Here is a 13,340-nt window from a genome sequence, read left to right as displayed (position 1 = left end):
CCGTAGCTTATGATGGAACTGGATAAAAGGGAAGCGCAATTGCTCCGTCGTGCTATTCATCAGTGGGAGGAAGAGCAACTGATTACTACTGAGCAGGCCGGCAGGCTGCAGGAGAGCTATAAGGTGGTGAATAACGACTGGCAAACCATTACCCTGTATATATTCATTGCCGCCATTTCCTGTGCGCTGATGGCTTTCGGCTCACTGGTACTGGACGAGAAGTGGATAGAAATTATCCGGAAGAAATTTTCGCTCACAGATGGCGTGATTGCACTACTGTTTGCGGGGCTGACCATCTTTTTATGTTACGAGGGCTGGCGCCGCAACAAGCGGCAGCCGGTGTTTTCTTTTAACCGGGAACTTTTCTGGCTGTTGCCCATACTCAGTATAGGCGTCAGCGTGGTATACCTGGGCAAAAGCGTCAGTTACCTCAACGGCAACTACGGTGCTTTCTGGCTGCTGGCCACGGCTTGTTTTGGCGTGTTGGGCATTACGCTGTACTCCAGGCTGATGTGGATTGCCACACTTTTATGCCTGGTACCGGCTTATGTAAAGCTTACTTATTATCTCACCGACGATGCTGCCTATTTCCTTGGCATGAACCTCCCCTGCCGCATGGCGTTATTAGGGGCGCTGCTGGTGGGTGTTGCCTGGATATTACGTCCACTAAACATCTATACCCCGGTGAAACATATTACCTGGAGCGGCGGCTGGCTGCTACTGATTATTTCAGGCTGGCTCATCTCTATCTTTGGTAACTGTGGCACCTGGGATGAATGGCAGCAGTTGCGGCAAATACACTTATTGCAATGGGTGATTATTTATACCGCGCTGTGTGTGGGCATACTGCTGCTGGGCATCCGAATGAAGGACGACCTGTTACGCGACCTGGGCGTTATTTTTCTTTTACTGGATCTGTATACCCGTTACTTCGAATATCTCTGGGATCATACAAATAAGGGGCTTTTCTTCGGAATACTGGCTATTTCATTCTGGTGGGCCGGAAGGCTAATAGAAAGGAGCAGAAAGCAGAAAGCATAAAGCAAAAAGCTATTGTGGAGTATGATCGCAGCGGATATATTATTCGCGTTGATCATACTCCACAATAGCTTTTTGCTTTATGCTTTCTGCTTTCTGCTTTCTGCTACGCCACTGCCACTTCCTGCGCTGCCAGGCCATAGCGGCCGGTATCACTCACGCTCCAGTCGAAATTACCGGTTATCCATGACCGTAGTACGGATACATAACGGAGCAGCTCATAATCCCTTTCATCTCCTTTTAGCGGTAACAGCTTTTCCAGGGTCACAAAAATGGCTACTTCTTCGTTGTGCATGCGGGCGGCCTGGTTGATAGCTTCCTGTAAGCTCAGTTGCCGGTGGTGTTGCAATACGAGCACCAGGTTGTGTACATCACCCTGGCGCGCTTCTTTGGTGCATGAAAACAGGTCGTTGGACCAACAGACGATGTTATTACAGGCCTGTATCATGCGTTGTAGCAAAGGTTGTTCAATAATGGTACGGGGGAGATAAATTTTTTCGATGATTTCTATGGCTTCAATATCCGCGAGAAGGGCGCCGGTAAAGGGGCGCATGTGAATATAGTCTTCCACAGAAGGCACCAGCCCGGCTTCACGGTTCTCCGCTTCCCAGATGCAGGACCTGAAATAGTCGTCCATGCTGCGGATGAAGCGGATGCGCCAGGCAGGGCTACCGATAACGCGCATACGTTCCCAGATACTGCTCAGGGCAGCGGGTAAAGCACCACCAGTTTCCGGTGTTACCAGCCGGTTGGATTGCAGGATATCCATGAATCCGGCCATGATACTTTTAAGGTAGTCGGCTTTACGGCCGGCGGAGGCTTCATCGCATTGGTCATCTAAAATAAAGAGCCAGGTGTTGAAATCGGCTATAATACAAAGCTCATGCAGGGCTGCATTAGGGAAAGCCCTGGCAGCCAGCCAGGCAAAGCGGGCTTTGTGAAAACGCTGCCAGGCTTTTTCGGTAGACAGCAATCCGTGAAAGGCTACCCAGGCAGCTACGTGGTCCTGGGCTTCGTTGACATGTTGGTTAATACCAGAGGGGAAGGGATACCTGATATCAGGCATGTGAATGGTTGTCATGTGTCTTTGGTTTTAATAGTTAACTATTGAGGGTACTAAAAAAGCATAGGCATAACCGGGCTTTTCCCGGCAGGAAAGCTAAATGGCATAGCAAGGACTGCCCTGTCAGGCAGCCGGCAGATAGGTGCTGAAAAATTTTACTTCCTAAACAACTCCTGGTAAAAATTAACTGGCATAGCTAAACAAAAAAATAATCAAACGCCGGTGGCATTTATCGGGATATTCATATACTGCAATACCAACGGCAAGGCACGATGAAACCAGACGGTAAATGAATCGGGGTCCTTCTCCATTAATTCAATAATATGGGCGGAAGACAAATATTGGTAATCACATACTTCAGATGGATTCGGAGATATGTTGCCGTTATAAGTCCCCAGCAACACATGGTCAAATTCATGTTCGGTTAACCCGTTATCAAATTCCGCTCTATAGGTAAACGTAAAAATTTCCTGCATGTCGCAATCGAAACCCATTTCCTCCTGTAAACGGCGATGAGCCGCTGCCGCCGTAGATTCCCCCGGATAAGGATGACTACAGCAGGTATTGGTCCACAACCCCGGGGAGTGATATTTCTCTAACGCCCTGCGTTGTAATAATATTTCCCCGGCATCATTGATGATAAATACGGAAAATGCGCGATGGAGTAATCCTTTATAATGCGCTTCCATCTTTTCCATGGCACCAATAGCTTCGTCGTGCTCGTTCACTAAAATTACGTCCGGTGATTTCATAGTCTCGCAAATATATTTTAATTAAGCTTCTGGCAGATGGAAAAACGGCTAAACTACCAAAAACAACTCTCTTTGTAGCTAAATAATGGTTGAATGGTTAACAACAGTGACTTTAACGGTTACTATACTAAATATATATAAATTTCCGGACTTTTGCAGTATAACAACAACGATTATGGCAGAAGACTTACATATTATACAGGGCAATAAGGCGGAACAGTATACCTCTCTGATCCCGCAGATAAAGGGTTTGCTGGAAGGAGAACCAGACCTGGTAGCGAACCTGGCGAATGTGGCGGCTGCATTAAAAGAGCAGTTCGGCTGGTTTTGGGTAGGATTTTACCTGGTAAAAGGAGATGAACTGGTGCTGGGACCCTTCCAGGGACCGGTAGCGTGTACACGTATCCGTAAGAACCGCGGCGTATGCGGCAGCAGCTGGGCACAGGCAGCCACACTCATTGTTCCTGACGTAGAAGCATTTCCGGGACATATTGCCTGCAGCAGCCTTTCTCGTTCAGAAATAGTAGTACCTTTAATCAGAGACGGCGAAGTAAAAGCCATCCTGGACGTAGATAGCGAACATCTTTCTCATTTTGATACAACAGATCAACAATTCCTGGAAGAAATTGTGGCACTGATTGTGTTATAGCACCACAAAATTTTGTGTCATTATTTTAGGGAGAAACCATTATGCTATTTTTTCGAAAAAGAAATACTGAAACACCACTGCCCGAAGATCTGTTGGCATTTATGTCAACAGATCTCCACTCCCATCTCCTGCCTGGCATTGATGATGGCGTACCCGATGTAGCTACGGCTGTACAGTTTATCGCGCAGCTGCAACACCTGGGCATAAAAAAAATTATTACCACTCCACATATCATGATGGATCGTTATCCTAATTCACGGGATACGATGACCGCACCTTACGAAGCCGTACAGCAATCATTATCTGCCGGAAATATTACCCTCCCCTTTCATTATGCCGCCGAATATTACCTGGATGAGCAGTTTGAGGCATTGATGAAAGCCCCCCTGCTTACGCTCAACGGGCAACTGGTGCTGGTGGAAATTTCTTTTATGTCGCCTCCCCCACAATTACATGGATGGCTTTTTGACCTGGGAGCACAAGGCTATACCCCGCTGTTGGCACATCCGGAGCGATATAACTATTGCCATAAAAATTTTGAGCTGTACCAGCAGTATAAGCAATGGGGCTGCCTGTTCCAGGTAAACCTGCTATCGCTTACCGGGTATTATGGTAAACATATTCAGCAGGCTGCAGAGAAGCTGATGGAATTAAATATGATCGATTACATCGGCACGGATCTGCACCACGAAAAACACCTGCAGGCCATCAGTAATATCAGCAAAAATAAAAAGCTGCGACAAGAACTGGAAAAATATCCGTTCAGGAACCATACGCTGTAGCGCTACCTGACCAGCATTAAATTACCGGTTTGTTTACGCGCCTGCTTTTTGCTATCGGTATATACAAGTACCCATATATACGTGCCCATGGGCTGTTGTGCGCCGTCCCAGGCGCCTTCGGGGTCGGCAGTCCGAAACACCAGGGCGCCCCAGCGGTTGTAGACTTCCATTTTATAATCCGTTACATCATCGTTTACCCTTGCACGGAATAAATCGTTCTGGCCATCACTGTTAGGACTAAACGCAGTGGGTACATATACCGCGCAGTTACGATGGTTCCTGATAATACCCGCCGATCCATGCGTGGCGCAGTTATGCTGGTCTTTGACGTCGAAATAATAATGCCCTTCATCCAGGTGTAACCATATATTCTCCGGCTGCCAGTTGCCGGGATCCAGTTTATAAGCATACGGCGCGGTACCGCCAGCCATTTGCAGGGTTATTTTTCCATCAGTGGTTTCATCACAACTGATATCCTTTGTGGTAACAGCGGCAATTTGCAATGGCGCAGGCTCCGTGAGTGTAATGTTGTTAAGCGGGTCTTCACAGCCTTGTTCATCTTTCACTATCAAATTATATTTCCCGGGTGGCAATTCCTTAAACAGCGGCGTATAGCTGGGTGTGGTGGCACCATTAAAATAATACCGATACGGTGGCATTCCCCCGGTGGTACGCAATTGTATCTCATTCTGGTTATCACCGTAACAGGGAGAACTCACTGTAGTGATATCACTTTTTAAATCTGTTTCCTTCACCACTACTGCCGCAGTTGTGCTGGTACCATTGGCAGAAGCAATGGTCACAGAATAATTACCAGCGGCCAACTGCTCAATATGAGAAGTGGTTTGTCCGCCAGGCTGCCATAGATACGTATAGGGAGGAATGCCACCTATTACCCTGGCAGTTGCCATCCCTGTATTTATCCCTTTACAGGTAGATTGTACGGCAATCACCACCTGCGGCACTTCCCTGATGGTTGGTGAAAAATTATCGATCAATATGGTAGATCCCAGTTCACTTTTATTACAGGGAAGTTTTCCATCTGCCCAAAAAGAAATGTATTTATAATCTTTCGAGGGACTGAACACCGCGTTGTGCTGGCTCCAGCTGGTATGGTAGAAGGGGCCCGACTTCCACAGTAATTCTGCAGAATCTTCCGGCGTATTACCTGCGTAAATAGCGAGATTACCATAACAGGCATCGTAGGTGTAATGTGCAATAAAAGCGAGATCAAAGGAAACGAGGTAGGTGTGTCCGCCTTTCAGCGCCGCTCCCTGTGCAATGGCTTCCGCCCATTGGGCGCCACCATGAAGACCTATATACGTATTTCCATCAGCTGCAGGAACGCTGATAGCATGTACTCCCGGCTGAATATCCGGTGTACCTGCGGCCTTAATCCAGGAGACAGGTACCCTTCCTTCCGCAGGAGTTCCCTCCAGCGATGGATTTTTCAAAGGAATATCCTGGCCGTAAACGATAGTACCCATACTCAGCAGCAACAGTAAGATCCCTGCTTTACTCAGTAACAGATACAGGCCGGTTGATAGTCTTTCGATATGGCTCTTCTCACATGATTTCAGGCTATGTACGAAGCATAGCAAATTATTCATAGATAGTAATTCGTAAAAAAATTAAACGCGTCGGTTTTTCAATTATTGCTTTTATAAAGACACTCCGCTACATATATTATGATTACGCAAATGTATCATTTATTAAAAGAAGAATTATTGAACACTGAATTTTTTTTCCTGCGTTAACGATTTTTTCATCTCCATCATGTAATTGTTATTCTTCTCTGTCCGGCCATCAGCGCTGGTTTTCATAACGGACACGCCACTGAATTTTACTGCGGGAGAAAATCCGTTAGACTTCCCGTTTCTAAAAGGGATCTTATTATTTTTCCATACCGGGTTGGAAACATCTATATTCCCGGTGAGTGGTTGCACACCTGCGATGTTATTATATTTTTCTTTATACCCGGAAATAAAAAATCCTATCTGAGATCCATCATCAATATGATTTTTGATGGAGCAATTTACTTCTCTTGCCTGCTGACCCGGCAGTGCGCTGAGATGTACCGAAATTCCATGTTGCGCGTTATTGAAGGTGATCGGGTTATCTATCTCTATATTATCCACAAAATCCCGGTTGCTGTTAGGTTCAATATCGATGCCCGTCATAGGCGATGTACCGTAACTATTGGAGATCACCGGCCGTATGATTTTCAGGCCATTTACACATCCTACCGAGATCCCGTTGCGGCGGTTGTAATCCAGCTGCGCATTGTAGATGGCTATATTTTGTACCGGGAATGTTTTTACATCCGGGCGTACGTCTTTCAGTTTTAATTGCCCGATGCAAATACCATCTCCCCAGCAATTAGAGATGTTAGGATGAATGATACTGATATTTTGTGAAGAGCGGATATCGATGCCCATGCCCCACTCCCCACTGTTGCCCTGGTGCTTGTCGCGATCCCCTACCAACACCGGGTAGTATACCTTCACATTTTCTACACCGGTGATGCTTAACATGGCATAACGTTCCTGATCATTAGGAGCCAGTAATAATTTAGCGCCCGGCTTGAAAACCAGGTTGCTGTTGCTATGTATTTGTAGGCCTTTTGCGTTGATCAGTATCGGGAAATCCGGGAATACCACCGTTTCATGTTTATCTATTCCTGCCTGTAAGTAGCTGGTATAATCTACAGAGCCATCTTTCACATAACCGGGCGGCAACGAGGTAGTCAGGTCAAATGCTTTGCCCATCAACGATGTAGCCTCCTGCCTGAATGCCGGTGAATCCCCTGCTATGTATGCTTTGGGCAACGGCCTGTAATCAAACTTATTGCCCTGCCCCTCACAGGCGTAGCCGCCGATAAACAATACCACTAACAGAAAAAAAATAGACCTTCTCATGAAACAATATTTTTGATACGTGTGATTGCAACATATATTATGCCACTACCGTTAGCGGCGGAATCACGGAGCCAGCCTGTATAACCGCGTGGCGCATGATAATAGCGCCTGCGCCAATAGAAGCGCCCCTGCCTATTTGTGCGCCACCACCTACATAAGCATTGGCCGCCACATGTACAAAATCGCCGATAACAGCATCATGATCTATTACTGCACCGGCGTTGATGATCACATGTTTCCCGATGCTACAGTTGGATTGTATCACTGCCCTGGCCAGCACTACCGTTCCTTCCCCTATAGTGACATCAGCCGCAATACTGGCGTCTGCGTGAAACAACGAGGCAATGCTATGGGATACACTGGCCGCCAGTCGTTCCCTTGCCTGGTTATTCCCAATACCAATCACCAATGGAGCATCCGGATAAAGCGATGTTTCATAATGTACTGCAGAAGCATGGCCTTCCTGGTCTGTAAACAAGGTCAGCACTTCTCCCCCATTACCCCGTACCAGGTCAGTTAATACGCTGGCATGGCCACCAGCGCCATAAATAACAATTGATTCCTTCATATCATCCAATAGTTTTAGTATTCATCAATGCAGGCTTTATTAATACGTAGATCAATATCAACGGTGCACATACCGTTAATAAGGTCCATAATAACGAGGCCTGGTTATTTATTATAAATGCATTCAACAACAACTGGCACAAGCCATAACCCGCTGCCACCGCCCGATGCGGCAGCTTACGTTCATTGGCCAGCAACTGGTAAAAATGTAACCGGTGTGCTTTGAAAATATTTTGCTTTAACAATAAACGATGTATAATAGTGAGACTGGCATCTACACCGTAAACCGCCAGGAACAATAAATATTTCCAATCGCCGGTGATAAAAATGAGTTTCAGCAACAGGGTAATAATCCAGAAAGCAATGGTAACACTGCCTACATCGCCTGCAAAGCAGAGCGCTTTTTTACGGAAATTGAACACCAGGAAAACAGCGCTGGCCAACATTGGCAGCCAGATAATATCCGTCTCTATAAAACTTACTTCCCGGTAGTTTACATATTGTAGTGCGGCCAATGTAACCAAGCTGTAACAGCCAGTGATACCATTAATGCCATCCATAAAATTATACGCGTTGATAATACCAATTACCAATATATAAAGCGCTGCTACTACGTATACCGGGAACAAAGAAAATGCTGCCAGGTAATAGAACATCAGCGTAACGGCGGTAAAATGAAACAGCACGCGTACTTTGTTGGGCAAGCTATACATATCGTCTACAAAGCTTACACCGCCAATGATTCCCATGCCCAATGCAGCCGGCCAGAAAGTTTGCGGATACAGTACTACTGCCGCTATGGCTGCTACCAGGAATATAATGCCTCCTCCCCGGATGGTCACCGTTTGATGAGAGCTACGTTCATTGGGTTTGTCAATGATATTAAAACGCCGGGCAATACCGAAGTAAGCCAGCATAGCAACAAAAAAGAGTATGGTTAAAATAAGGTACATCATATACTTAAAAAATTACGACTGACTAAAGCTGGCGATGGTTTTACGTAAACCCTCGGCTACATTGACCGGCAGCGCACTGATGCCTAAAGCCTTCCTGATTTTATTGTTCGAAACAATGTAGCTTTCCGTTAGTTTATTTAATCTTTCCGTGTTCAGTGGAAGCTTCATCACATCACCCACCCGGGCCATCGCCTTCACCAACCCGGCCTGCAGCGCCAGTAAGCGGGGCTTTTTTTGCAAGGTGCCGGAAATGATGTGCACCACTTCGTTGGTAGACAAACTTTCATCGTCTGCCAGGTTATAAACACCGGAGGTGATACTTTCATCGCTGATCACCCGGTTCACGATATACGACAGGTTATCTACAGATAAAAAAGAACGTTTATTCCGGAATGCCGCCAATGGATAAGGGATTCCTTTCTTCACAAATCCATATAACAAATTCAGGTTTCCTTTATTTCCCGGCCCATGAATCATACAGGGACGAAAAATAAACAGCCGTTTTCCGGCAGGCAGCGGCTTCGACAACAGGTAGGCTTCCGCCTCCTGCTTGGATTGCCCGTAAGCCGTAACAGGAGCCGGATGTACGTCTTCCTGTAAAATGCCTTCTACTTTGTCCGCCACTGCTTTTACACTGCTGAAGTAAATGAAATCCCTGGCATTACTTTGCAGGAAGAGATCGAATATTTTAATCGTTAAATCACGGTTCACTAAAAAATAGGCTTCCGCATTGCTGGTATTCTTCAGGTCGTGCGCCTTCCCTGCCAGGTGCAATACGGCGGTTACTTTATCCAGGTCTGCCACCGACAATTGCTCCCAGGTGGTGCAGGATTGCAGCAATGGGTTATTGTGATCCTTTGTTCTGGCTATGCCATGAAAAAGATGTTGGCCGGCATTGGCCTGGAGTAAGTAATTGCCGACAAAGCCGGTATGTCCTGTAATGGCGATTTCCATAATTAATTCAAGGTAAGTGCTGAGTAAATAGCCGTTGTTTCCTTTATCACTTTATCGATAGAGAATTCTTTTTCTGCCAGTATGCGGGAATGTTGCCCCATTTCTACCTGTAGCTCCCGGTTTTTTATCAACTCCAACATAGCTTCTGCCAAACGATGTTCATCTTTCGCCGGTACCAGGAACCCGTTGTAACCATCTACCACACACTCTTTGCAGCCGGGTACATCTGTGGTAATAATCGGGCGGCCAATAGCAGCGGCCTCTATCAGTGATTTGGGTAAGCCCTCGCGGTAGGAAGGCAGCACCACAATATCTGCCGCCTGTAACAGGCTCACCATGTCTTTTTGAAAACCAATCCAGCGCAGGTAATTTCCATCCATCAACGCATGAATTTTTTCATGCGGTATGGCAGCCAGGTTTTCTTTATCTACATCTCCGGCTAATATAAATTCTGCCTTATCCTGTAGTTGATTTTTCAACAACCTGGCGGCTTCAATAAATTCCATCACCCCTTTATCATACAACATCCTGGCGGGCAGTACCACCTTTACTTTGCCATTTACGGGCCCCAGTGGAGTAGCCGTAAACTCCTGCAGGTTGACTCCAGACCCTTTGATGAGGCTTACCTGCCTGTCTTCCACCAGGTTCAATGATTTGAAGGTATTGATATCATCTTCATTCTGAAAAATGAAGTGCATATTTTTTTGTTTAAACCCAAACTTCATCATCATCAGCAATACCTTTTGGGTAAAGCCTTTCCGATCGCCGGTGAAGTTGTACCCCAGCCCGCTGATGGCGTTTACTACGCCGCCGGCCTGGCTCAGGCGGGCGGCAATACTGCCATACAACGCCACTTTAATGGTAACGTGGTGTAAGAGATCCGGTTTATGTTTCCTGTACACTTCCCGCAGCAACCGGATACATTTCATTTCATACATGATATTGGTACCCGACCGTTTGAAAGGAAGATCTATAAAGTTAAGTCCATGGCTTTTTATTTCGTTACCTCTACCGGTATCGCAGGTTACAATTGTTACGTCATAACCGGCTGCTTTAGCTGCCAGCGCCACTGGCAGCCTATGCGACAGGAAAAACCAGTCCACATTCACCACCATAAATAACCGTTGTGCTTTTTTCATCTCCATAATATTTTAGCGCTTACCTTATACGATGAGCCCTTGTTTTACGATACGATACTTTCCGCTGGCCTCCCTGGGAATTTCCTTTACATAGGTGACGTCGATGTTCATCCGGTTTCCCAGCCGTTCTCTTAATTCGTGCAGGAACATTTTCTCATCTTTATCCGTAAACGTATTGTCTCTTACTATCTTCAGCTGAATATGATCTGTAGTATTTTGTATGATCTGAAATTTCACGACGCCTTTTACATACTTCACACAGTTGGAGATATTACCCAGGTTAATTTTTCCTCGCTCCTCCGAATACACGAAATCATTGATTCTGCCCTGGATGCTTTCTACAACCGGGTTGTGATTACCGCAGGTGCAGGTTTCCGCCGACAGCTTGATGCGGTCTTTAATGGCATAGCGTACCAGCGGTGTGCCGTGGGTGGTGAAAGAAGTAAATACCAGTTCACCTTCGTTGGCCGGCTGACCTTTATCGTCCAGTATTTCAAAATAACCGGTCAGCAGTTCCATATGTAATTTTCCTTGCGTGCATTCGAGGATAAACGGCGCTCCTTCCGAAGAGGCATATTGATTCACGACGGTGCCGCCGAAAAAGTTTTCAATTGCTTCGCGCTCATGCGGCATCACCGTTTCTGCCGTGGGGAATATTGCCCGCATGCGGTATGAGAGCTGATAGTTATTGGCCAGTCCCCATTTGGCAATTTCATACATGCTGGAAGGAAAGCCCACCGCATACAAGGGTTGCAGTTTATTCAGGTCGTCGATATAATGCTTCGCTGTAGTGGCGTTGATATGGAAAGTGGAATAGTAGCGGATTTTATAGCGCCAGTCGTATTTCCAATACCTGTTCTTCTCCGTATCCTTTTCTGTGAGCAGGGATTTACCACTAAACCAGGCCACCTTATTTCCCAGCTTGTAGCCGTAGCCTTTTCTGAAAAAGTCGAGGGTAGCAAAGCGGTTTTGCATGTCGTCGTAAGTAAACCGTACCTCCAGTGATTTACCGGTAGTACCTCCTGTTTTGGAAAGAATGGCTTGCTTCTTCCCGATGGTATAGATGGATTCAATATTGGCGCGGATATCTTCCTTTGACTGTATGGGCAGCCGATGGAATTGTTCCAGGCTGGTGATTTCCGTTAAACCGAGTTGTGCAAATATTTGCTTATAGTATACTGACTCCCGCGCGGCAAAATTCACAAAGGCAAATAGTTTTTCCAGCTGAAACCGCTGGAGTTTTGGCAGGTCAAACTTACGTGCGGCTTCATAATATTCCATCCATTTGGAATAGTTTCCTGAATGCCTTTTTCTATATTGCAGCACATCGAATAGGGTCACCAGGCCATTCTGGAAAACAGCAGGCAGGCGCTGATATATTTTCTCAGTCATCATTAATTATTTAGGTTCTTCTATGCGCAATCACTGGATATGGTCAGTGACGGTTTTTCTATTTAAAAAATGTTATCGAAAACAATTTCATGGCTAAAATAAAAATCAGGTAATAAAAATGTTTAAACGCAGGTGCCCGCATTTTCAACATTGGGTAAAACAATATTACCGGAATAAATATCCAGGATAATAACCCGAATCTATCAGAAAAAGCAATGTTAAAGCAAAGGTAGAATACGGCTGTCATCACGAGATACAGCTTAAAAATCCTCGTATAAAATTCGTTTTGCTCTAACCGGTTACCGAAGTGCCCAATGACTACAAAAATCATATTGAACGCCCAAAAATCAATCCGGAAGCCCACTTTATAATCATTCAGGTTATCAGTATAGCCTGATATTCTATCCAGTGAAACCAGTTCTGATACAAAGGGAATATTGTTAAATCCAAATCCCATATAGGCTGCTACAGATACCACTGCCAGCAGCACATAATAAAGCCGGATATCTTTTATTTTCCGGATGGCCAGGTCAGCCAGGAAAATAGCGACTACCGACAGGTGAAAAAATGATGCCACTACGGCGCAGAGTATTTTCTTCCAGGTATCTTCTTTGCGGTGCATCCCAAAGTACAGAATGGTAAAGCCCAACGCCACACCATTACGGATGATATTGATACCAATGGCCTGGAAAAAGAAGAAGCTCACAAAGGTCAATAGCAACAATGATCTTTTGGTAGCAGTAATCCTGTAAGTAAATGCAGTTACCGGCCACATCAACAGCACCACCATCAACGCCAGGTAAATCTGGGCACTGAAGAAACGGGAACAGATATACGTAAATACATAAAACAATAAGTCGCCCTTCACTCCCTGTAGCGCCAGGGTGAGATTACCCATACCCGCTACCCGGTTAAAGGTATCAATATAGGCGGCCGTATCTTTTCCCACATCTGCCGACCGGCTACCAAATACCAGGACGATATAAGCCACAATCACACCGACAATGAGATTATCAAATCCCTTATCGTTCCATCGCCTGATATCCAGCTTGAGTACATATAGCAATGCCAGAAAAAAAGCGAATAAGTATCCTACAATATCTTCCCAAAAAAATACCTGCATAAATTAT

General features: G+C 45.7%; 13 protein-coding genes. 3 read left to right on the top strand and 10 right to left on the bottom strand.

All coding sequences use genetic code 11. The features are described from left to right. Positions 1–9: 9 nt before the first annotated feature. On the top strand, positions 10–1,041 hold the full coding sequence (locus J7623_RS27005) for a hypothetical protein (protein ID WP_291926861.1): 1,032 nt from the start codon (positions 10–12) through the stop codon (positions 1,039–1,041). A 103-nt stretch (positions 1,042–1,144) separates the two neighbouring features. Here J7623_RS27005 and J7623_RS27000 read toward each other — a convergent pair whose 3' ends face one another. After that, a complete protein-coding gene (locus tag J7623_RS27000) occupies positions 1,145–2,119 on the bottom strand; it encodes a hypothetical protein (RefSeq protein ID WP_291926858.1) in 975 nt (324 codons plus the stop codon). Between the two features lie 194 nt (positions 2,120–2,313). Next, entirely contained in the window at positions 2,314–2,853 is a 540-nt protein-coding gene (idi, locus tag J7623_RS26995) for an isopentenyl-diphosphate Delta-isomerase (protein WP_291926854.1), read from the bottom strand. Between the two features lie 175 nt (positions 2,854–3,028). Between idi and J7623_RS26990 the strand changes: the two genes are divergently transcribed. Beyond that, positions 3,029–3,502 carry a GAF domain-containing protein gene (locus J7623_RS26990; RefSeq protein ID WP_291926851.1) on the top strand — a complete coding sequence of 158 codons (474 nt, stop codon included), beginning with the start codon at positions 3,029–3,031 and terminating at the stop codon, positions 3,500–3,502. 41 nt (positions 3,503–3,543) lie between these two features. Beyond that, positions 3,544–4,284 carry a CpsB/CapC family capsule biosynthesis tyrosine phosphatase gene (locus J7623_RS26985; protein WP_291926848.1) on the top strand — a complete coding sequence of 247 codons (741 nt, stop codon included), beginning with the start codon at positions 3,544–3,546 and terminating at the stop codon, positions 4,282–4,284. A gap of 2 nt (positions 4,285–4,286) precedes the next feature. Here J7623_RS26985 and J7623_RS26980 read toward each other — a convergent pair whose 3' ends face one another. From J7623_RS26980 to J7623_RS26945, 8 genes are all read right to left on the bottom strand, one after another. Next, on the bottom strand, positions 4,287–5,894 hold the full coding sequence (locus J7623_RS26980; protein WP_291926845.1) for a gliding motility-associated C-terminal domain-containing protein: 1,608 nt from the start codon (positions 5,892–5,894) through the stop codon (positions 4,287–4,289). Between the two features lie 114 nt (positions 5,895–6,008). Beyond that, positions 6,009–7,202, bottom strand: coding sequence for a right-handed parallel beta-helix repeat-containing protein (locus tag J7623_RS26975; protein ID WP_291926842.1), 1,194 nt, complete (start codon positions 7,200–7,202; stop codon positions 6,009–6,011). Between the two features lie 37 nt (positions 7,203–7,239). Continuing rightward, positions 7,240–7,770, bottom strand: a complete 531-nt coding sequence (locus J7623_RS26970; RefSeq protein WP_291926839.1) for a hypothetical protein — start codon at positions 7,768–7,770, stop codon at positions 7,240–7,242. 1 nt (position 7,771) lies between these two features. Then, entirely contained in the window at positions 7,772–8,725 is a 954-nt protein-coding gene (locus J7623_RS26965; protein WP_291926836.1) for a glycosyltransferase family 4 protein, read from the bottom strand. A 12-nt stretch (positions 8,726–8,737) separates the two neighbouring features. Continuing rightward, complete coding sequence (locus J7623_RS26960) at positions 8,738–9,679, bottom strand: NAD-dependent epimerase/dehydratase family protein (RefSeq protein WP_291926832.1); 942 nt, start codon at positions 9,677–9,679, stop codon at positions 8,738–8,740. Between the two features lie 2 nt (positions 9,680–9,681). Next, entirely contained in the window at positions 9,682–10,818 is a 1,137-nt protein-coding gene (locus tag J7623_RS26955; RefSeq protein ID WP_291926829.1) for a glycosyltransferase family 4 protein, read from the bottom strand. Positions 10,819–10,842: 24 nt separating this feature from the next. Further along, positions 10,843–12,210 (bottom strand): hypothetical protein, encoded by a 1,368-nt coding sequence (locus J7623_RS26950; protein WP_291926826.1) that lies wholly within the window; start codon positions 12,208–12,210, stop codon positions 10,843–10,845. 58 nt (positions 12,211–12,268) lie between these two features. Next, entirely contained in the window at positions 12,269–13,333 is a 1,065-nt protein-coding gene (locus J7623_RS26945) for an EpsG family protein (protein WP_291926823.1), read from the bottom strand. Between the last annotated feature and the right edge of the window lie 7 nt (positions 13,334–13,340).

It is taken from the genome of Chitinophaga sp. (assembly GCF_017745275.1).
GTDB lineage: Bacteria > Bacteroidota > Bacteroidia > Chitinophagales > Chitinophagaceae > Chitinophaga.
This window is presented reverse-complemented; position numbering and strand designations above follow the sequence as displayed.

Bases quoted from the DNA above. Each gene is read 5' to 3' on its own strand.
- J7623_RS26955 (WP_291926829.1), bottom strand. From the start codon at position 10,818: ATGAAAAAAGCACAACGGTTATTTATGGTGGTGAATGTGGACTGGTTT.
- J7623_RS26965 (WP_291926836.1), bottom strand. From the start codon at position 8,725: ATGATGTACCTTATTTTAACCATACTCTTTTTTGTTGCTATGCTGGCT.
- J7623_RS26960 (WP_291926832.1), bottom strand. From the start codon at position 9,679: ATGGAAATCGCCATTACAGGACATACCGGCTTTGTCGGCAATTACTTA.
- idi (WP_291926854.1), bottom strand. From the start codon at position 2,853: ATGAAATCACCGGACGTAATTTTAGTGAACGAGCACGACGAAGCTATT.
- J7623_RS26980 (WP_291926845.1), bottom strand. From the start codon at position 5,894: ATGAATAATTTGCTATGCTTCGTACATAGCCTGAAATCATGTGAGAAG.
- J7623_RS26985 (WP_291926848.1), top strand. From the start codon at position 3,544: ATGCTATTTTTTCGAAAAAGAAATACTGAAACACCACTGCCCGAAGAT.
- J7623_RS27005 (WP_291926861.1), top strand. From the start codon at position 10: ATGATGGAACTGGATAAAAGGGAAGCGCAATTGCTCCGTCGTGCTATT.
- J7623_RS26990 (WP_291926851.1), top strand. From the start codon at position 3,029: ATGGCAGAAGACTTACATATTATACAGGGCAATAAGGCGGAACAGTAT.
- J7623_RS26975 (WP_291926842.1), bottom strand. From the start codon at position 7,202: ATGAGAAGGTCTATTTTTTTTCTGTTAGTGGTATTGTTTATCGGCGGC.
- J7623_RS26970 (WP_291926839.1), bottom strand. From the start codon at position 7,770: ATGAAGGAATCAATTGTTATTTATGGCGCTGGTGGCCATGCCAGCGTA.
- J7623_RS27000 (WP_291926858.1), bottom strand. From the start codon at position 2,119: ATGACAACCATTCACATGCCTGATATCAGGTATCCCTTCCCCTCTGGT.
- J7623_RS26950 (WP_291926826.1), bottom strand. From the start codon at position 12,210: ATGACTGAGAAAATATATCAGCGCCTGCCTGCTGTTTTCCAGAATGGC.
- J7623_RS26945 (WP_291926823.1), bottom strand. From the start codon at position 13,333: ATGCAGGTATTTTTTTGGGAAGATATTGTAGGATACTTATTCGCTTTT.